The sequence below is a fragment of the Bacillus sp. AFS059628 genome (genome assembly GCF_002571225.1).
Classification (GTDB): domain Bacteria; phylum Bacillota; class Bacilli; order Bacillales; family Bacillaceae_G; genus Bacillus_A.
Genome location: NZ_NVEC01000008.1, coordinates 113,819 through 132,812, shown reverse-complemented (window position 1 = coordinate 132,812; position 18,994 = coordinate 113,819). Strand labels below are relative to the sequence as shown.

Annotated in this window: 22 protein-coding genes; 19 read left to right on the top strand and 3 right to left on the bottom strand. The window is 36.6% G+C overall.

What is annotated here, in order from left to right:
- Window positions 1–164: 164 nt before the first annotated feature.
- The 3 genes from COL05_RS05385 to COL05_RS31190 all read left to right on the top strand — a co-directional run bounded on the left by COL05_RS05385 (window position 165) and on the right by COL05_RS31190 (window position 3,091).
- Window positions 165–2,624: a LamG-like jellyroll fold domain-containing protein gene (locus COL05_RS05385; protein WP_142337359.1), complete on the top strand. Its 2,460-nt coding sequence runs from the start codon at window positions 165–167 to the stop codon at window positions 2,622–2,624.
- Window positions 2,625–2,704: 80 nt separating this feature from the next.
- Complete coding sequence (locus COL05_RS05380; RefSeq protein ID WP_000391503.1) at window positions 2,705–2,908, top strand: hypothetical protein; 204 nt, start codon at window positions 2,705–2,707, stop codon at window positions 2,906–2,908.
- A 12-nt stretch (window positions 2,909–2,920) separates the two neighbouring features.
- On the top strand, window positions 2,921–3,091 hold the full coding sequence (locus COL05_RS31190) for a hypothetical protein (RefSeq protein ID WP_098667853.1): 171 nt from the start codon (window positions 2,921–2,923) through the stop codon (window positions 3,089–3,091).
- 28 nt (window positions 3,092–3,119) lie between these two features.
- On the opposite strand, the gene bcaP is transcribed toward COL05_RS31190, so the two are convergent.
- Window positions 3,120–4,523, bottom strand: a complete 1,404-nt coding sequence (gene bcaP / locus COL05_RS05370; RefSeq protein WP_098667852.1) for a branched-chain amino acid transporter BcaP — start codon at window positions 4,521–4,523, stop codon at window positions 3,120–3,122.
- 180 nt (window positions 4,524–4,703) lie between these two features.
- On the opposite strand from bcaP, the gene COL05_RS05365 reads away from it, so the two are divergent.
- The 9 genes from COL05_RS05365 to COL05_RS05325 all read left to right on the top strand — a co-directional run bounded on the left by COL05_RS05365 (window position 4,704) and on the right by COL05_RS05325 (window position 12,549).
- On the top strand, window positions 4,704–5,909 hold the full coding sequence (locus COL05_RS05365) for a cation:proton antiporter (RefSeq protein WP_142337367.1): 1,206 nt from the start codon (window positions 4,704–4,706) through the stop codon (window positions 5,907–5,909).
- A 200-nt stretch (window positions 5,910–6,109) separates the two neighbouring features.
- Window positions 6,110–6,424: an outer surface protein gene (locus COL05_RS05360; protein WP_098667851.1), complete on the top strand. Its 315-nt coding sequence runs from the start codon at window positions 6,110–6,112 to the stop codon at window positions 6,422–6,424.
- Between the two features lie 29 nt (window positions 6,425–6,453).
- Entirely contained in the window at window positions 6,454–7,317 is an 864-nt protein-coding gene (locus COL05_RS05355; protein ID WP_000648157.1) for a MurR/RpiR family transcriptional regulator, read from the top strand.
- Window positions 7,318–7,470: 153 nt separating this feature from the next.
- Window positions 7,471–8,355, top strand: coding sequence for an N-acetylmuramic acid 6-phosphate etherase (gene murQ / locus COL05_RS05350; RefSeq protein ID WP_098667850.1), 885 nt, complete (start codon window positions 7,471–7,473; stop codon window positions 8,353–8,355).
- 24 nt (window positions 8,356–8,379) lie between these two features.
- Window positions 8,380–9,744 (top strand): PTS transporter subunit EIIC, encoded by a 1,365-nt coding sequence (locus tag COL05_RS05345; RefSeq protein WP_098667849.1) that lies wholly within the window; start codon window positions 8,380–8,382, stop codon window positions 9,742–9,744.
- 48 nt (window positions 9,745–9,792) lie between these two features.
- Window positions 9,793–10,857, top strand: a complete 1,065-nt coding sequence (locus tag COL05_RS05340) for a DUF871 domain-containing protein (RefSeq protein ID WP_098667848.1) — start codon at window positions 9,793–9,795, stop codon at window positions 10,855–10,857.
- A 160-nt stretch (window positions 10,858–11,017) separates the two neighbouring features.
- The gene (locus COL05_RS05335; protein WP_001077744.1) at window positions 11,018–11,422 is read left to right on the top strand and encodes a DoxX family protein; all 405 of its coding nucleotides are present in this window, start codon (window positions 11,018–11,020) and stop codon (window positions 11,420–11,422) included.
- Window positions 11,423–11,577: 155 nt separating this feature from the next.
- A complete protein-coding gene (locus tag COL05_RS05330) occupies window positions 11,578–11,979 on the top strand; it encodes a nuclear transport factor 2 family protein (RefSeq protein WP_098667847.1) in 402 nt (133 codons plus the stop codon).
- Window positions 11,980–12,066: 87 nt separating this feature from the next.
- On the top strand, window positions 12,067–12,549 hold the full coding sequence (locus COL05_RS05325) for a PRK06770 family protein (protein ID WP_098667846.1): 483 nt from the start codon (window positions 12,067–12,069) through the stop codon (window positions 12,547–12,549).
- 33 nt (window positions 12,550–12,582) lie between these two features.
- Here COL05_RS05325 and COL05_RS05320 read toward each other — a convergent pair whose 3' ends face one another.
- Window positions 12,583–13,494 carry a DMT family transporter gene (locus tag COL05_RS05320; RefSeq protein ID WP_098667845.1) on the bottom strand — a complete coding sequence of 304 codons (912 nt, stop codon included), beginning with the start codon at window positions 13,492–13,494 and terminating at the stop codon, window positions 12,583–12,585.
- Between the two features lie 204 nt (window positions 13,495–13,698).
- On the opposite strand from COL05_RS05320, the gene COL05_RS05315 reads away from it, so the two are divergent.
- The 6 genes from COL05_RS05315 (at window position 13,699) to COL05_RS05290 (ending at window position 17,902) form a co-directional block, all read left to right on the top strand.
- Complete coding sequence (locus COL05_RS05315; RefSeq protein WP_088022884.1) at window positions 13,699–14,193, top strand: Lrp/AsnC family transcriptional regulator; 495 nt, start codon at window positions 13,699–13,701, stop codon at window positions 14,191–14,193.
- Between the two features lie 128 nt (window positions 14,194–14,321).
- The gene (locus COL05_RS05310; RefSeq protein WP_063263505.1) at window positions 14,322–14,777 is read left to right on the top strand and encodes an N-acetyltransferase; all 456 of its coding nucleotides are present in this window, start codon (window positions 14,322–14,324) and stop codon (window positions 14,775–14,777) included.
- A 341-nt stretch (window positions 14,778–15,118) separates the two neighbouring features.
- A complete protein-coding gene (locus COL05_RS05305) occupies window positions 15,119–15,463 on the top strand; it encodes a DMT family transporter (RefSeq protein ID WP_098667844.1) in 345 nt (114 codons plus the stop codon).
- 2 nt (window positions 15,464–15,465) lie between these two features.
- Complete coding sequence (locus tag COL05_RS05300) at window positions 15,466–15,780, top strand: DMT family transporter (RefSeq protein WP_000539674.1); 315 nt, start codon at window positions 15,466–15,468, stop codon at window positions 15,778–15,780.
- Window positions 15,781–15,909: 129 nt separating this feature from the next.
- Entirely contained in the window at window positions 15,910–16,488 is a 579-nt protein-coding gene (locus COL05_RS05295) for a TetR/AcrR family transcriptional regulator (protein WP_016716563.1), read from the top strand.
- Between the two features lie 211 nt (window positions 16,489–16,699).
- On the top strand, window positions 16,700–17,902 hold the full coding sequence (locus COL05_RS05290) for an MFS transporter (protein WP_048526344.1): 1,203 nt from the start codon (window positions 16,700–16,702) through the stop codon (window positions 17,900–17,902).
- A 34-nt stretch (window positions 17,903–17,936) separates the two neighbouring features.
- On the opposite strand, the gene COL05_RS05285 is transcribed toward COL05_RS05290, so the two are convergent.
- Window positions 17,937–18,275, bottom strand: a complete 339-nt coding sequence (locus COL05_RS05285; protein WP_001059468.1) for a winged helix-turn-helix transcriptional regulator — start codon at window positions 18,273–18,275, stop codon at window positions 17,937–17,939.
- A gap of 168 nt (window positions 18,276–18,443) precedes the next feature.
- Between COL05_RS05285 and COL05_RS05280 the strand changes: the two genes are divergently transcribed.
- On the top strand, window positions 18,444–18,983 hold the full coding sequence (locus tag COL05_RS05280; protein WP_098667843.1) for an ester cyclase: 540 nt from the start codon (window positions 18,444–18,446) through the stop codon (window positions 18,981–18,983).
- Window positions 18,984–18,994: the final 11 nt, after the last annotated feature.

Sequence of the window (18,994 nt, the reverse complement as noted above, 5' to 3'; positions counted from 1 at the left end):
CAAAAGGTGGTTGTATACAATAGTACGAGGAATGTTGGACTTAACTTCTAATTAACTGTATATTTACAAAAATCTAATAAAATTCATTTGTTATTTAAACTGCATTAATATGTTTTAGATAAAATAGCCCTTGTAATGAATCAATTATTATGAGGAGGATTCACGTGGAAAGAACTGTTTTACGAAAAGTAAAAGGCCTTATTGGATTATTCATGGTTTTTGTATTAGCGTTCGTATCATTTCCGTGGAGTACATCAGTCAAAGCGGAAGAGAAGAAGCAAGAAAAGGCACCAAGTGAGAAGAAGATCGTTTTTCCAGTCGTAAGTGATGTACATATTAAAAATAGTGGAACGGATGATACGTTTCGCTGGAAACGAGCAATCGAGCAACTTAATACACTTGCACCTAAACAAGATGCCTTCGTAATTGTGGGAGACTTTACTGATTCAGGGTCGGTACAACAATATGATCGTTTCATGCAAGTGTATAATGAAAATGCAAATAAAGATGCTGTGCGAATGAATTCTCTTGGTAACCATGATTATTGGAACGGTTTATCTGTAGAGAGTGCGCAGAAGCGTTTCTTAGAAAAAACAGGTATGAAATCAATTTATTATCATAATGTGGTAAAAGGTTATCACTTCCTTGTTATGTCTCCAGAGGACGGGACAACTCATGGATATTATTCAGACAAGCAAATTAATTGGTTAAAAGAAGAGATGGCAAAGGCACAAAAAGATGATCCGGAAAAACCGATTTTCGTATTTTTACATCAACATATTAAAGATACAGTATACGGTAGCCAAGAGTGGGGAACGAAAGATAGTGCGAAAATTAATGAGGTATTAAAACAATACCCACAGGTTATTACGTTTTCAGGGCATTCGCATTATCCGTTAGATGATCCAAGATCGATTCATCAAAAAGACTTTACATCAATTGGTACATCTTCTGTAAGTTACATGGAAGTGGAAGGTGGGAAAGTACAAGGAAATATCCCGCCAGGAGCAAGTACATTAAGTCAAGGTTTATTAGTAGAAGTAGATGATAAAGAAGTAACGATTAATCGCCGTGATTTCCATACAAATTCTTGGACAGGCGAACCGTGGAAAATCCAGTTGCCATCAAAGAAAGAAACATTTACACATGTAGAAAATCGTGATAAAGAAAAGCCTTACTTTGCAAAAGATGCGAAGTTATCGGTATCAAATGTAACAGAAAATGCAGCAACAGTAACATTCTCTCAAGCATTGGACAACCTTCTTGTTCATTCTTATCGTGTACAAGCTAAAGATAAGCAAACAGGTGAGATAAAGAATAAATGGTTAGCATTCTCAGAGTTTTATCGTGATCCAGTACCGAAAGAGCTGACATTTACACTTGCAGGTTTAGATGGCGGGAAAACATATACACTTGAAGTAGTTGCAATCGATTCATTCGGTAATGAGAGTGTACAGCCGTTAACAGCAGAGATCACTACGAAAAAAGATAATATTGATCCGAATGTGAAAGTACCAAAGGCCGATGTTTTTGATGTAAACTTTGCAGATGGTACATTTAAAGACAATTCATCATTTGGTACAAAAGGTGATGTTAAGGGCAATGTGACTATTGAATATGATAAAGCATTGAAAAAGAATGTTATGAAGCTAAATGGAAAAGCAAATACATTTGGATACCTTCCGTTTTCAGCAGCACAAAAAGAAAAAGTAGCAAATACGTTTACGTTAGAAACTGTATTTTCAATGAATGAAATCCGCGGGCAAGGTATTTTACAAAATACAGAGAGCGGCGGAATTGGCTTTGAATCTACAGGAAGTGGATATGTAGAACTATGGGCTCATATTGGCGGTAGCTATAAGCGTGTTGGGGTTCAATTAGCAGCTAACAAAACGTATCATTTAACAGGAACGTATAACGGAAGTGAAGTAGCCATTTACGTAGATGGTAAAAAAGTAAATAGCCAGCCAGCTACAGGGAAAGTGTATCATCCGAACGTACCATTTGCACTTGGTGCAGATCCTGATAGTAATGGAAATGGTGGTATTCCGTTAAATGGACAAATTGCGCTTGCGAAATTATATAGTAAAGCGTTAAATTCTTCAGAAGTATTAGCAGCGTATAATGAGTTTTCTAACCGTACAAAGTTAGAGGAAGTAAATGCGTTATATGAAGAGATTGGAAAAGTAAAAGAAGTGTTAGCTGGTACGTATGAGTTTGGTGATAAGCCAGGTCAATATTCAAAGGAAGCATTTCAAGAATTAGAGAAAAGCTATAATAATACAAAACAAGTGTTTGAAAATGTAGCGAGTACGGGAGAACAAATTGTTCAAGCGTATAATGAATTAAAAACTGCAAATCAAACATTTATACAATCTAAAGTAGTAGAACAACCGAAAACACTGAAAGAAAAATTACAAATGAATATTGAATCTGCAAAAGCAGTAGTGAAAAAAGCGCAAGCTGCAAATGTAACGGACGGTTCAGTGAAATCATTGAGTCAAAAAATTACAGTGGCAGAATCTGTGTTAAAAGATGCGAAAGTAAAAGATACACAAGTAGAAACGATGAATCGTACAATGGAATATGCGATTTCACTCGTTGAAAAAAGCATAAACAAATAAGAGAGAAGAGAAAGAAGCTTATCATGATAGGCTTCTTTTTTGTTATACTAAAAATAGCATAGAATAAAGGAGCGAATAATTTGGAAGAGAAAAAGCTAAAAAGAATTCTTGAATATGTATGGATCGCGGTTGTGCTCCTTGTAGGATATTATTTCTTAAAAGAAAAAAGTATATGGATTCTATTTTTAATGACGTTTTTATTAGCGGGTTTAGGCACGTTATTTATTAACTTCTTCTTTGATAGTTTAAATGCATGGAAGAAGAAAAAGAAGGGAACGAAGTAAAGGAGGGAACATATGCAAAAGTGGAAGCTCATATATCAGGTGATTATTTTCTTAGTGCTTGTAGGTATTGGAATTGTTAAATACGCAACGCCAATAGGAAATTGGGCATCGTTTACAGCTTGCATCGGCATATTTTTCATTTTACAATCGTTAATGAAAAAATATAATAGTACAGAAAGATAGCTCGCCGTTTTATTGGCGAGCTATTTTATTATGCTTTTTTCTGTTCATCGTTTGCTTTTTCAGTAGCTAAATGACTATGTTTTCTAGAGTAGAAGAAATAGAAGCATAAACCGACTATAAGCCAAGCTATAAAGCTAATCCATGTCGTTTTAGATAAATTAGCCATCAAATATAAACAGCAAAGAATCGCGACAACGGGTAATACAGGGACGAAAGGTGTACGAAATCCACGTTTTAAGTCAGGGTGTGTTTTTCGTAAAATAAGTACTGCACAGCAAACGAATGTAAAGGCTGTTAACGTACCGATGTTCACTAAATTAGCTAGTAAATGTAAGTCTAAAAGTCCTGCTAATAAAGCGGCAACAACACCAGTAATCCATGTGTTTAATAAAGGGACTTTTACTCTTTTATTTACACGTGCTAATGCTTTTGGAAGTAGGCCATCGCGGCTCATCGCATATGAAACGCGAACTTGTCCATACATAACGACTAAGAGAACGGTTGTCATTCCAGTCATCGCTCCAACAGCGAGTAGTCCTGCAATTGTATCTTCGCCAACGAAATGTAAGGCAAATGCAACTGGATCGGAAACATCTAATTGTGTATACGGAACCATACCTGTTAAAACGAAAGATACAATCATGTATAAAACAGTACAAATAAGAAGGGAACCGATAATGCCAATTGGCAAATCACGCTGTGGTTTTTTCGTTTCTTCTGCAGCGGTTGCGATTGCATCAAAGCCTAAAAAGGCGAAGAATACAGTGGCAGCTCCAGTAATGATACCGTCGTATCCGAATGGAATGAACGGCGTCCAATTTTCAGGTTTTACATATTTTGCACCTGCTACGATAAAGGCGATAATAACAGCTAGCTTGATAAGAACCATAATATTATTAATGCGTGCACTTTCGCGTATACCAAAACTTAAAAGACCCGTAATGAGTAGTAAAATACAAACAGCCGGTAAATCGATAAGACCACCTTTTCCTACGCCAGGGGCCGAGGCGATTATGGCGGGCAGATGAATGTTAAACCCTTGTAGTAAAGATTGTAAATAACCAGACCAACCGACAGCTACTGCTGCGACTGCAAGTAAATATTCGAGCATTAAACACCAGCCGACGATGAAAGCGACGACTTCTCCGACTGTCATGTATGCGTAAGTATACACACTTCCTGAGACTGGAATAGAAGAAGCAAATTCAGCATAACAAAAGGCTACACAAGCACAAGTAAATGCAGCAATAAGGAATGATAGCATAATACCAGGACCAGAATGTTTCGCTGCGACAATACCTGTTAATACAAAGATCCCTGTCCCAATTACGGCGCCAATTCCTAAAAAGGTTAAATCAAGTGCGGTTAATGTTCTATTTAACTGCCTTGGTGATTCAGTACTAAGCGCTTTTTTTCGTAATAATGACTTCACTTTGGACTCTCCCCCCCGTTTTTCATTTCCATAACTGCGAATATAGTATGAGCCCACTAGAAAAGAGTATGTAGGTAAATGGAGGTACAGTTATGGTATCTAGTTTTTTAAAATTTCTGGATTAATCTTAATATAATTCAGAATATTTTGTCAAATAAAAATGTGACAAATAAAATGCGGATGAATAGGGGAAACTATTGGCAGGAATGGACGAGGGTTAATAACCCACTCATTAAAGTTAAAGTAGGAGCAGATGCTATGTTATTTTATTTTGAACTTGTTGTCATTTTACTTTGTACGAAATTAGCTGGCGATATTAGCGTGAGACTCGGCCAGCCTTCTGTACTTGGTAAATTAATTATCGGTATTATTATCGGTCCAGCTGTACTCGGTATTATTAATAGCTCTGAATTAATTGATGAACTGAGTGAGATTGGTGTTTTATTACTTATGTTTATGGCAGGGCTTGAAACTGATTTAGAAGAGTTAAATCGGAATTTGAAATCGTCATTTGCAGTCGCGGCTGGTGGAATTATTTTTCCTTTCATCGGTGGTTATGTAACAGGGTTGCTATTTGGATTAATACAATCTCATGCAATTTTCTTAGGTTTATTACTTTGCGCAACGTCAGTTAGTATTACAGTGCAAACGTTAAGAGATTTAGGGAAAATGAATACGAGAGAAAGTACAACGATTTTAGGTGCTGCCGTATTTGACGATGTTATCGTCGTTATTTTATTAGCGTTTGTTATGAGTTTTTTAGGAACGCAAGATGTGAATATAACACTTGTTATCGTAAAGAAAATTATTTTCTTCGTCAGCATAGTTTTTATCGCATGGAAAGTTGTTCCGTGGATTATGAAAATGCTTGTACCACTTCGGGTAACAGAAGCTCTAATTAGTGCAGCTCTTATTATTTGTTTCTCTTTTTCGTATTACAGTGAAATGATGGGGATTGCAGGTATTATTGGCGCATTTGCAGCCGGAATTGCCATTTCTCAAACAGAGTATAAGCACGAAGTAGAACATAAAATTGAACCGATTGCTTATGCAATATTTGTACCGGTGTTCTTCGTAAGTATCGGAATGGAAATTACATTTCAAGGTATCGGAAGCCAGCTTTGGTTCATTATCATTATGACGCTCATTGCGATTTTCACAAAGTTAATCGGATCAGGTTTAGGAGCAAGACTAACAGGATTCAACCTTCAATCTTCTATTAGTATCGGGGCGGGGATGGTATCACGTGGTGAAGTAGCGCTTATCATCGCCGCGAATGGACTTACGGCGAATTTATTAGCGAAAGAAAATTTCACAGCGATTGTTATTGTTGTTATATTGACAACGATTATTACGCCGCCGCTTTTGAAGAAGTATTTTGTATAGAAAGCAAGAGCTTATCTGATGTGGGTAAGCTCTTTTTTATCCCGCATTAACGNNGATTGGTTCAACTAATAATCAGTGGGGGAACAAAACCCCCACTGATTAAAGTTTCACTTTATTGGAAAAAGCAATAGTCATATAGCGTGAATAGGTTGTACTTATGGTAAAATCTACGTATATGATAAGTCGAGGGGAGAAAATGTGTGAAGATTACGAAGGGAAAGATTATAGGTGTAATTATACTTCTTTTATTGTGCATACCATTTACTGCATGGAAAGAATCAAAAGTGAAAGATTTTCCGGTTTCTATTTTCTCGGAAGAAGCAGATGGTGAGTACGATCAGAAGCTGAAATATACTGCTTTTTTACCTGATGTTGCGATTTGGATGAACGGTTGGGAAAAGAAGTGGACAGAAGGGGAAAGAACTGTTTATCAAAAAGGGAATCGTATTGTAAATGTGTTTCATCCTCCTGGCGATGATGGTTTTTACCTTCTTGAAGCAAGAGAAAATCAGTGAACGCAACCGTAAGAAGTGGAGGTTAAATAGTGAAAGCTTCAACATTACTATTTAAAATTGAAAGTAATATGGATCAATTTTCACCAGCTGAAAAGAAGGTTGCCATGTACATAATGGAGAATGCAGAGATTGTTCCGAACTTAACGACGAAAGAAGTGTCAACGAATGCAGGCGCAAGTGAGGCGAGTGTTGTTCGTTTTTGTAAATCGATTGGGATTGGGAGCTTTAAAGCATTTAAAATCGCGCTCGTTCGTGAATTAACGATTGCTGATTATAATATTAATGATTTTTCAGTGATGAATACGGAAGATGGCCCGTACGACTTGTTTAATAAAGTTACGTATGTGAATAAAGCTGCAATTGAGGCGAGCGTGACGGCGATAGATAAAAAAGAACTTGAAAAAGCTGCAGATCATATTGTAAATGCCGATAAAATTATCTTTTACGGAGTAGGCGGATCAGCTACTCCGGCGATGGACGGAGCTTATAAATTTACAAGGCTCGGATTTACAGCGATGATGCTATCTGATTTTCATATGATGTTGCCGCTTGTGACGAATTTAAAAGAAGGCGATATATTTGTGGCGATTTCAACATCTGGTCGTACGAAAGATGTACTTGAAATGGCGCAATATGCGAAGAGACAAGGTGCAACAGTTATTGCGATTACAAAGCTTGATCAATCATCACCATTATATAAAGAAGCGGATATTCGTCTTTGTATGCCAGATGTAGAACAAGATCATCGTATTGCAAGTATTGCTTCAAGAATGACGCAATTGAACATGATAGATGCTCTATATGTGATTACCTTTAATCGCATTGGTAATAAAGTGCTAGATCAATTTATGGAAACAAGAGAAGAAGCTTTGCGATTACGGAAGCTAAAATGAAAAGATGGGGAAACCCATCTTTTTTGCATACGGACGGACATAAATTCGTCATGAAAAGAAATTAAATTTCATAAAATAATAAAGTAATATTGATTTTAAATTTCTTAAAGTTATAATGAAAGTATGAAATTAAATTTCAAAGTGGGTGGTAATATGTTAGAAAATTTATCGACAGAACATCGTAATGAGAAGACGATGAATTTAGATGAGATGAGCATAAAAGAAGTGTTGCAAAGTATGAATGAAGAAGATCGAACTGTTGCGTTAGCGGTTGAAAATGAAATAGAAGAAATTGAAAAGGTTGTAGGGGCTGTTATTCAGTCTTTTGAAGAAGAGGGCCGATTAATTTACATTGGGGCTGGTACGAGTGGCCGTTTAGGTATTTTGGACGCAGTGGAATGTCCGCCGACATTTGGTACAGCTGATAAAATGGTGCAAGGATTTATAGCAGGTGGATTGAAAGCGTTTACTAAAGCGGTAGAAGGGGCAGAAGATCGCGAAGAATTAGCAGAAGAAGATTTAAAAAGTATTGGATTAAATGAGAAAGATACAGTGATTGGAATTGCAGCAAGTGGTCGAACTCCTTATGTTATTGGCGGCTTGAAGTACGCGAATAGCGTAGGAGCGAGTACAGCTAGTATCTCCTGTAATAAAAATGCTGAAATAAGTAAATATGCAAAACTAAACGTGGAAGTAGAAACAGGCGCAGAAATTTTAACAGGATCAACGCGTTTGAAAGCTGGTACAGCGCAAAAACTAGTACTCAATATGATTTCAACAGCATCTATGATTGGTGTTGGGAAAGTATATAAAAACTTAATGGTAGATGTGCAATCTACAAATGAAAAATTAGTAGAACGATCAAAACGAATTATTGTGGAAGCAACAGGGGTTAGTTATGAAGTAGCAGCGGAGTATTATGAAAAAGCAGAACGTAATGTGAAAGCTGCGATTGTTATGGTGTTATTGCAGTGTGAGTATGGGGAAGCACTGCAGAAATTAAAAGAAGCGAAAGGGTTTGTGAAGAAGGCACTATAAAATAATAGGGAGGGGGATTCTATTATGAAGAAAGAAGAGAGAATGGCCAAAGAAATTTCAGAGCAACTTGGGGGAATAAAAAATATTCGCGGCATTGCTCATTGTATGACGAGACTGCGATTAACGCTTCATGATGAAAGTAAAGTGAATATGGACCTTTTGAAAAAGGTTGAAGGGGTTATGGGCGTTATTGAAGATGAGACGCTTCAAGTCGTTGTTGGGCCTGGGACAGTAAATAAAGTAGCAGCTGAAATGGAAGGTTTAACAGGACTACGGATTGGTGAGGTGGCGGATCATCACCTTGAAGACCTTGGGCAAGAAATGAAGTCAGAGATTAAGAAGAAAAATAATACACCAGTGAAAAACTTTTTAAGAAAAATAGGAAGTATTTTCATTCCGTTAATTCCTGGTCTTGTGGCGTCAGGTATTATAAACGGGGTCGCTAACTTTGCGAAAAACGCAGGTGCTGATCCGAATGCAACGTGGCTACAAATGTTATTACTTATTGGCGGGGGTATCTTTACATTCTTAGGAATCTTAGTCGGTTGGAATACAGCGAAAGAATTTGGTGGGACACCGGTTCTTGGGGCAATTGCTGGTATTTTAATTTTTAACCCAGCGATGGCGAACGTAAAATTATTCGGTGAAGCGCTTGTACCTGGACGGGGTGGATTGTTTGCCGTTATTTTTGCAGCGTGGCTTATGGTTGTAGTGGAAAGACAAGTTCGAAAAGCAGTGCCAAATGCAGTTGATATTATTATAACACCGCTTATTACTGTGTTAGTGGTGAGTATCGTAACGATGTTAGCGATTCAGCCGGTAGCAGGTTTCTTATCTGAAGGAATTACAAGCGGAATTAATGGTATTTTAAGTATTGGTGGAGCGTTTGCTGGAGCAGTGCTTGCGGGAACATTTTTACCGCTCGTTATGGTCGGTTTGCATCATGGTTTAACACCAATTCATATGGAGTTTATTAATCAAACGCACGTAACACCTTTATTACCAGTACTCGCAATGGCTGGAGCTGGGCAAGTAGGAGCAGCGATTGCCATCTATGTGAAAACAAAAAACAAACGACTTCGTAACGTAATTAAAGGTGCATTACCAGTTGGCTTTTTAGGAATTGGCGAACCGTTATTATACGGGGTTACATTACCACTTGGGAAACCGTTTCTTACAGCTTGTTTAGGGGCAGCAGTTGGCGGTGCATTCCAAGCAGTTATGAAAACAGCCGCACTTGGAATTGGCGTATCAGGATTATCATTAATTCCGTTAATTGCTGATAATAAATATTTACTATATTTCCTTGGATTAGTAGTGGCATATACTTTCGGATTCATCTTTACGTACTTCTTCGGATTTAAAGAAGAAATGGCAGAAAACATATAGAGAAAGGGATTCCTTTCTCTTTTTCTATTCATAGAAAGGGAGATTCATATGATCGGAGTTTCAATTTACCTTGCAAAAGAACGAGTAAAGAAGCAAGAAGAGTGGCTAAAAGTAGCGAGGGAAAACGGGTTTTCATCTATTTTTACATCATTGCACATTCCTGAAGATGACCCTGGTACGTATAAAGAGCTAATTCAAATACTTGGGAAACAAGCTCTCAAATATGAAATGGAATTAATGGTCGATGTTTCTCCAAAATCGTTACACCATTTAGGGATGACGTATGAAAATGTGGAGGAGCTATTGGACTGGGGCATTACAGGCTTAAGAATGGACTACGGGATTGCGTCAAAAGAAATCGCACGCGTATCTCACAAGATGAAAGTAGCTTTAAATGCGAGCACGATTACAGATTCATTTTGGAAAGAGTTAATCATAGAACATATAAAGGTAGAGAATGTAGAAGCGTGGCATAATTTTTACCCGCGCCCAGAAACAGGACTAGCAAAATCATTCTTACAAAAACAAAACGAATACTTACATGAGTGTGGAATAAAAACGATGGCATTTATTCCGGGAGATGGTGAAAAACGTGGTCCGCTATGTGAAGGTTTACCAACGTTAGAAAAGCACCGTAATATGCGCCCGCTTGAAGCGTACTTAGAACTTGTACAAGATTGTGGTGTCGATAAGGTGTTAATCGGGGATATAAGCGGAAGTATAGAAAGTGTACAAGAGATAGCGAGTGCGAGTAGAGGAATTATTCCGCTGCGGTATGAGCCATTGATAGAGAAAAGTGAAGTATTAAAAATGGTAGAACAAGTGCATACAAATAGACTAGATCCAGCTCGTGATGTCATTCGCTCAGTAGAATCACGAGAAGAAAATAAAGTCGTGTTACAGCCAATGCATACCATTTCAAGAAAGAAAGGTAGCATTACAATTGATAATGAATTGTACGGTAGATATGCAGGAGAGATGCAAGTTGCTACACATGATTTGCCTAAAGATGAGAAGGTGAATGTTGTTGGGATGGTTGTAGAAGAGGACTTGCCTTTATTGCCGTATGTTGGCGCTGGAAAAATGTTTCAACTTTTTTGTGCAATAGAGTAAAAGCTTGAATTAGCACTATTCTGTAGGAAAACATTATCCGTAAAAGGGATAATGTTTTTTGTTTTCTTAAAAAAAGTATTTGACGAATGAAATAAAATACCGTATTGTTTTGACTTGTAAATAAAAGTTCACCATAACAAAACAAAAAGGAGAGTTCAAAATGAACCAATATATTGGGAATTTAATTATTCGTATCGTGTTAGGAGTGACATTCTTTGCGCACGGTTTAGCGAAGTTTCAATCAGGTATCGATAACGTAGCAGGATGGTTTACAAGCATCGGCTTACCAGGTGGTCTTGCATACGGCGTAGCAACAGTTGAATTAGTTGGTGGTATATTATTAATTATCGGTTTAGGCGTAAAATATGTAGGATTGTTATTCGCTCTTATTTTAGCTGGAGCTATCGTAAAGGTAAATGGAGCAGCAGGTTTATTAGGAGATGGAAAGAATCCAGGATATGAATTAGATCTTGCATTACTAGCAATGGGTGCATATTTATTCGTTGTCAAAGCAGAAGGGTATGTAGATCGTTTCTTAAAAGAGAAAGTAATGAAAACGAAGTAAACTTATTTATAAATTGTTGACTTGAATCATTATTGTAACTATAATGATTACATCGTTTGAGTTAAGAATAAAACAATTTAAATATTTTTTTACACAAGATGTAATGTTTTTGGTTACATCTTGTGTAAAAGATAAATAGAACGGGAGGAAGTAACATGCCTAAATCAAATTTAGAAGTGATTCAAAGTACATATGAAGGATCAGCTTCTTCAAATGCAAAACATTTAGCGGAAGCCCTCTCTGAAAAAGTAGAATGGACAGAGGCAGCAGGATTCCCATACGGGGGAACTTATATAGGTGTAGAAGCAATAATGAAAAATGTATTTAGCCGATTAGGATCAGAATGGGATGATTATAAAGCGAGTGTAAATATGTACCATGAAGTAAAAGGAAAAGATGTAATTATTGCTGAAGGTGTTTATTCAGGGGTTTATAAAGAAACGGGAAAATCATTTGAAGCAGATTTCGTTCATGTATGGCAACTGGAGGACGGAAAAATCGTAAAATTCAAGCAATATGTGGATAGTTATATTGTACGAGAGGCAATGAAGGTTTAAAATGAAATAAGGAAACAAATGGAATCGACTGTGCGCAGGCGATTCCATTTGTTTATGTGATTATTAGGGGAATGGGGAGTACAGAATATGAAAAAATGGATAATAGGGGCAATTACAATGATTGTAATTGCGATAGGAGCTGTATTCGGTGTTACTAAACTTTTTAATTATATAGAGGAAGAGGAGAAGAGTCTTAAAACACAAAAAGTAATGAGCCAACAGGACAAGAAAGTTGTAGAAGAGAAGCCACAATTTAGTGAGGATGAAATTATTTCTACCATGCATAGGATGGTACATCAAAAAGTGAAATCCTCTGAAAAATGGGGATTTATTGAAATGACAAATAAGGAAATTGTTAGTGCGAAGAAGGCAGTAGAAAGTAGTACAAATTTTAAATATAAATCAAAGCTGCTTGCCACTTTAGAGCGCTGGGAGAAAGGGGATTTTTCACAAACGGTTGAGGAGCATAACTTTTTATGGGAAATTCAAGGTGGTGATACTGGAAAGGCAACAGAACGTTTATCGCCAGAAGAAGAAAAGCAGTATGTGAAAGAAATGAAAGGTAAATAAAAACATCGCCACTCGGGTGACGATGTTTTTTCATTACGAATGTTTTCGCATTAAAGCTCTAGTTGGCTGAACAGCAACCGTTTTGAAATGAGAAAATAAATAACATCCTGTTACAACGATTATTGTCCCTACAATTTGTATCCATGTTAGTTCTTCACCGAGGAAAAGGAATGCTAAAATAGCTGTGAAAATGGGATTGAAGTTTAGAAAAATACCTGATGTCGTAGCTCCTAATTTTTGTACGCCAACATTCCAAAATACCATACAAAGAACTGTGGAAATGAGTCCTGTATATAAAAGGGATGTGATGAAAGAAGTATTTATATTTGTAACAGTGAAGCTTCCAATGTTAAATGGCAGTAATAACATAACTCCGAAAATACCAGAGTATAATGTTGCCATAAGTGGTGTCGTTGTTTTTGTTGCCCATTTACTACAAACAGAATAGACGCCCCAAATACAAACAGCCGCAATCATCCATAAATCTCCGCTATTAAAATGTAGTGAAAATAAAAGAGAAAAGTTACCTTTTAATAGGACAAGAATAACTCCAAAGAAGGAAAGAATCATGGATAGAATTTGAAGAGAATTTATTTTTTCTTTTAGAAATAATACTGAAAATAGCGCAATTGAAATCGCATTTAATGTAGAAATAAGTCCTACATTCGTTGCAGATGTTTTTTCTAGTGCTAGAAATTGAAAGATGTTAAAAAGAGCGACCCCTGAAATCCCCATTAATATTAACGGCAGTATTGCCGCACGAGGCGGAATGATTTTCTTTTCTTTAAACCATACCATCGGTAATAAACAAACGATCGCAATCATCCATCTTAAACTTGTAAGTGTCATCGGAGACGCATGATCAACGAGTGACTTTCCAACGACGAAATTTCCTCCCCATAATAAGCTCGTTAGTAATAGTAAAAAGACATAAAAATAAGGCATACTAAAATCCCCTTTGTTATAATCAATGTGAATTGTAAATAATTTTAGCATTTTTCTTCTGTATGTAATATATTCTTTTGTATAATTAATAAAAGTAGATAAAATATTTTGTTTTAGATAGTGTTTATGAAATGATATTCAGTTTTATATAAGTTGTAAGGTGTTTTTTCGAATAATCATCGGTAAGAAAAAGGGGGAATTGTAATGGAGTCGTCAGTTATTAAAGTGTTGGATGATTTGGACGTACAAATTTTAGATATATTGCAGAAGGAGTCACAAGTAAGTAATGCAGAGCTTGCTCGACGCGTTAATTTATCACCAGCTGCGATGCATGCGAGAATAAAAAGATTAGATGGAGAAGGGTTCATTGATAAACAGGTTGCCATTTTAAATCAAGAAAAGCTTGGTTTTGATTTGTTATGCTTCATTTTTATGAGTACGAATATTCATAAATCGGATAAACTTGACGTGTTGGAAAAAGAATTAGAAGCGATGCCGGAAGTGTTAGAATGTCACTGTTTAACAGGAGAGTATGATTATTTATTAAAGGTTGCAAATCGTGATCGTAAAGAGTTAGAGCAGTTTATTAGAAAGCTGAATAAGCTTGGTATTACAAGGATACAGACGAGTTTAGCACTTCGTGAAATTAAATATTCGACGGTATTGCCGATACGAAATGAGGAACCAAGCATCGATTAGATTGCTTGGTTTTTTGTTTGTACAAAGTGATTGACGAGGAGAAAGGAGAGATGTATTATTATATAAAATTATGTATTAAAATTCATTTGGGTTTATAAATATTAATATCGGGGGCAAGGGGATAGAATATGAAAATCTTTAATGCAGTTACGAGTGATGTGAAAGAAATTTATAGTCTCATTGAAGCTTATGCAAAAGAGGGAGTGGTTTTACCGCGTTCTCTTTTATCTCTCTATCAATATTTACAATGTTTATATGTTATGAAAGAAGGGGAAGAAATTGTTGGAGTTGCAGGTTTACATGTGTTAGGGGAGGATCTTGCAGAAGTTCGGTCATTAGTCGTGTCGCATACATATGCAGGAAAAGGAATTGGGCGTATGCTAGTGAACCATGTAATAAATGAGGCAGCGAAAATAAAAGTGAGCAGAGTCATTTCTTTAACATATGAAACGGAATTTTTTCAAAAGTGCGGTTTTGATTTTGTGAATAGAGAGGCTTTACCAGAAAAAGTATGGATTGATTGTAGACATTGTCCAAAGGTTGATTATTGTGATGAGGTGGCGATGATTCGGTATGTTGGGTGAAAAAAGTAAAAAAGAGCAGCTAGCATAAGCTAACTGCTCTATTAAAGGGATCTCTCCAAGGGGGAGTGGAGAAAATATTATGTTACTAGCAGTATTGACAGATTATTAGGAAATATACAAATCGGATGAAATAAGTTTTTGGCCTTGACAGTTTTTAAAATATTCATGTACAATACTTATGAATGACATTCAGTCATTTTGTGTAGCAGGATGCCATTTGCTTGGAAACGGAACAAATATAAATGGTAAATGAGGATGATAGTTGTTTATATAGTAGTGATGAAGGAGTATATTTTTTTAAAACAAAAATGACTGATAGTCAGTCATAAGAGGTGAGAGGTATGAAGAATAGAGCTTGGTTATATGTCATATTAACATGTATCTTTGAAATTTTTTGGGTGTTTGGTTTTAATACGGCCGATACTTGGTGGCATTGGATTATTATTTTAGGCGTTATCACTGTTGATTTTCACTTCCTTTCTAAAGCGTGTGAGCATCTTGCAACAGGGACTGTATATGCCATTTTTGCCGGAGCTGGTACGGTAGGTACTTTCTTAATGGATGTATTCCTTTTCGGCGGAAGTTTCAGTATAGGGAAATTATTCTTTATCGTAATGGTTGTAGCTGGCGTTATCGGTTTAAAGCTAGCTGATAATAAGGAAGAAACTGTGGAAGGAGCTGCTTAAAAATGGGTTGGTTTTTCGTATTTTGTGCTGCAATTAGTGAAATAGTCGGTGTGATCGGTCTAAAAATGTATAGTAAAGATAAAACGTTAGCAAATGGAGCACTTTATATAGGCGGGTTTGCTACATCCTTCGCATTCTTGTATACATCTTTCTTATTCTTACAAGTCAGTGTCGCGTATGCGGTTTGGATTGGTATTGGAACAGCAGGTGCCGTTTTATTAAACATGTTCCTGTTTGGTGAGTCGAAAAGTAAAGCACGTATCATTAGTGTGGCCCTTATTGTATGCGGCGTGACAGGATTAAAAGCTCTTTCGTAAAGATATACTGTATCTCCTAACAAGTCGTTAGGAGATTTTTGTTATAAAAAGTACACGATAATTGACAGTACAGCTAGTTATTTTATAAAATGAGTGACAGTCATTCAATACGCGTGTGAAAGGGTTCAGATGATGAATAAAAAAGAGAAAATTGTCTATGCAGCTATTGAAGTGTTTCAGGAAAAAGGCGTTGAAAAAACGAAGATTTCTGATATCGTGAAATTGGCTGGCATTGCACAAGGAACTTTCTATTTATATTTTCCTTCTAAGTTATCTGTTATGCCTGCAATAGCAGAAGTGATGGTTGAGAAGATGATCCTTGCAGTGAAAGAAAAAGTGCAAAACGATGCGCCTTTTTCAAGTAAAGTTACGCAAGTAATAGATGCGGTATTTCACTTCATAGCGGAATATCGTGAAATACAAGCTTTAATGTATGCAGGTCTTGCATCTACAGAACATATAAAAGAATGGGAAGCTGTGTATGAGCCTCTTTATATGTGGCTAAGTGAATTTTTAAGTGGGGCGAAAGAAGCTGGTGAAATTCGTGATTCGGTTCACGCAGAGCGAACAGCGAAGTTATTTATCGCTCTAGTTGAATCAGCAGCGGAACAAGTTTATTTATATGATCATAAAGATGATGAGCAAGTCGAGCTACAAAAGGCTGAAGTACTAGATTTTTTAACACATGCACTACATATAAAGAAGTAGTAAGATGAACCTGTCTGAGAAGGTAGGTTCATTTTTGAGGAAAAATGAATGATAGTCATTCACCTAATACTTATGTATGTGTGGAAGGATAGAGTGAAATTCTAATGAGTGGAGGCATCTCTACTCATGATTAGCCCACAAATAGCAGGATAAAGAAAAAGCTTCTTGGGCATTATTTTTTGAGAGGAGCTTACGGGAAGAGGTGTTAAAAGTGAAGAAACCGATAAAAGAACAAAAGATGGTACTGGTCATTCTTTTGAGTAATATATTTATCGCTTTTTTAGGGATTGGATTAATCATTCCGGTTATGCCGTCCTTTATGAATGACATGCATTTAACAGGGAAGACGATGGGCTACCTCGTTGCAGTGTTTGCAATGGCTCAGCTCATTTCATCACCTATTACAGGCCGGTGGGTCGATCTTTACGGTAGGAAGAAAATGATCATCATTGGCTTATTTATCTTTGGTGTTTCAGAACTTCTTTTTGGATTAGGAAAAGATGTGTGGATGCTTTATGTGGCACGGGTGTTAGGCGGAATTAGTGCTGCGTTTATTATGCCTGGTGTTACGGCATATGTTGCGGATATTACCTCTATGCAAGAGCGTCCAAAGGCGATGGGATATTTATCTGCGGCAATTAGTACTGGATTTATTATAGGGCCTGGAATTGGCGGATTTATTGCAGAATACGGTATACGTGTGCCGTTCTTTGTAGCTGCAGCAATTGCTTTTATAGCATGTGTTATTTCTATATTTATTTTAAAAGAGCCGTTAACGAAAGAAGAGCTTGCAGAGATTTCTGCTAACACGAAAGAATCGAGTTTTATTGGTGATTTAAAGAAATCATTACATCCAATGTATGCAATTGCATTTATTATCGTATTTGTACTCGCATTCGGATTATCAGCATATGAAACTGTATTTAGTCTGTTCTCTGATCATAAATTTGGATTCACACCGAAAGATATCGCGGCAATTATTACAATTAGTTCAATCTTTGGGGTAGTTGTGCAGGTATTTATGTTTGGTAAATTGGTTGATATATTCGGTGAAAAAGTGTTAATTCAAATATGTTTAATTGTAGGTGCAGTATTAGCATTTGTTTCAACTGTAGTCTTTAATTATTGGATTGTCCTTCTCGTTACGTGCTTCATTTTCCTAGCATTTGATTTACTTCGTCCTGCTTTAACGACGTTTTTATCAAAAGCAGCTGGAAAAGAGCAAGGATTCGTTGCTGGTATGAACTCGACTTATACGAGTTTAGGAAATATCGCAGGGCCAGCGATGGGCGGAATATTATTTGATATGAATATTCATTACCCATATGCATTTTCAGGAGTTGTTTTAATAGTTGGTCTCGGCATTACATTTATGTGGAGAGAGAAACAGCTAGCTGAAAGTTTTGCGAAGTAATAAAACCCCTTACGACAGTAAGGGGTTTCTTGTTTTATAAACTTAATCCAAACCGTTTTAATTCAATGAAAATCCCCTCTAATTGCTTTCCTTTATCCGTTAATGTGTACTCCACACGAGGCGGAACTTCTGGATATACTTTTCTCGTTATAATGCCTTGAGATTCTAATTCTTTTAGTCGAAGTGATAATGTTTTTGGACTAATCCCGTCCATTGATTTTTGTAAATCACTAAAGCGTAATGTTCCTTCGATAAGAAGATCACGAATGATTAAAAACGTCCATTTTGTACGAATTACATCAAGGGTTTTAGCGATGGGACAAGGTATGCCAGGTAAACCTTTCGTTAACTCAACTGGATCTATATTGTTCATGGAACTAGCCTCCATAAAATTTTTTGAATGAATTTTCTTTATAGTATCACAAAACTATATTTTTGGTAACTAGATGAAAAAAATATCACTACTTCCATAAAGGAAGTTAGTGCATATACAATAGAAATACGAAATACAAAAGGTTTAGATGAAGAGGAGGTGATTTTCATGTGGGTGAAAAATTTGTTTAGATTTCTTAGTTTGTTTGTTGTTTGTATTGTACTTGTAGCATGCGGCGTGGAAGAAAAAACGGAAGTCCAGTTATTAAAAGAAATGCCAAAGCCAAAAGCGATGACAATTGATCCCTCACTAAGTAAAAAGGAAGCGACCGAAATGGTTCATGCAGCGCAGCGTTTTTATGCATTTTGGGATACAGGTAAAGAGGAGCTTATTCCGCAGACTGTTACTGAAAATTTTTTCGACCATACATTGCCGAAAGGGCGACCACAAGGCACGGAAGGATTAAAGTTTGCAGCGCAAAATTTTCGTAAAGTTGTTCCTAATATACATTGCGAGATTGAAGATTTATTAGTCGTTGGTGATAAAGTAACAGCTCGTCTTTCTTTTACAGGAACGCACAAGGATAAGAAAATCAATTTTTTTGCCATTGATATTTTACATGTGAAAGACGGAAAGATAACGGAGGATTGGCATTTAGAAGATAATCTTACGTTGAAACAACAACTTGGGTTGATAGCTGAAGAGTAAATTATATAGGG

Excerpts from the sequence above, each read along its gene's own strand:
- COL05_RS05285 (WP_001059468.1), bottom strand. The coding sequence starts at position 18,275 with ATGAACAATATAGATCCAGTTGAGTTAACGAAAGGTTTACCTGGCATA.
- COL05_RS05365 (WP_142337367.1), top strand. The coding sequence starts at position 4,704 with ATGAATAGGGGAAACTATTGGCAGGAATGGACGAGGGTTAATAACCCA.
- COL05_RS05320 (WP_098667845.1), bottom strand. The coding sequence starts at position 13,494 with ATGCCTTATTTTTATGTCTTTTTACTATTACTAACGAGCTTATTATGG.
- COL05_RS05310 (WP_063263505.1), top strand. The coding sequence starts at position 14,322 with ATGAAAATCTTTAATGCAGTTACGAGTGATGTGAAAGAAATTTATAGT.
- COL05_RS05330 (WP_098667847.1), top strand. The coding sequence starts at position 11,578 with ATGCCTAAATCAAATTTAGAAGTGATTCAAAGTACATATGAAGGATCA.
- COL05_RS05345 (WP_098667849.1), top strand. The coding sequence starts at position 8,380 with ATGAAGAAAGAAGAGAGAATGGCCAAAGAAATTTCAGAGCAACTTGGG.
- COL05_RS05280 (WP_098667843.1), top strand. The coding sequence starts at position 18,444 with ATGTGGGTGAAAAATTTGTTTAGATTTCTTAGTTTGTTTGTTGTTTGT.
- COL05_RS05315 (WP_088022884.1), top strand. The coding sequence starts at position 13,699 with ATGGAGTCGTCAGTTATTAAAGTGTTGGATGATTTGGACGTACAAATT.
- COL05_RS05295 (WP_016716563.1), top strand. The coding sequence starts at position 15,910 with ATGATGAATAAAAAAGAGAAAATTGTCTATGCAGCTATTGAAGTGTTT.
- COL05_RS05340 (WP_098667848.1), top strand. The coding sequence starts at position 9,793 with ATGATCGGAGTTTCAATTTACCTTGCAAAAGAACGAGTAAAGAAGCAA.
- murQ (WP_098667850.1), top strand. The coding sequence starts at position 7,471 with ATGTTAGAAAATTTATCGACAGAACATCGTAATGAGAAGACGATGAAT.
- COL05_RS05305 (WP_098667844.1), top strand. The coding sequence starts at position 15,119 with ATGAAGAATAGAGCTTGGTTATATGTCATATTAACATGTATCTTTGAA.
- COL05_RS05335 (WP_001077744.1), top strand. The coding sequence starts at position 11,018 with ATGAACCAATATATTGGGAATTTAATTATTCGTATCGTGTTAGGAGTG.
- COL05_RS05300 (WP_000539674.1), top strand. The coding sequence starts at position 15,466 with ATGGGTTGGTTTTTCGTATTTTGTGCTGCAATTAGTGAAATAGTCGGT.
- COL05_RS05325 (WP_098667846.1), top strand. The coding sequence starts at position 12,067 with ATGAAAAAATGGATAATAGGGGCAATTACAATGATTGTAATTGCGATA.
- COL05_RS31190 (WP_098667853.1), top strand. The coding sequence starts at position 2,921 with ATGCAAAAGTGGAAGCTCATATATCAGGTGATTATTTTCTTAGTGCTT.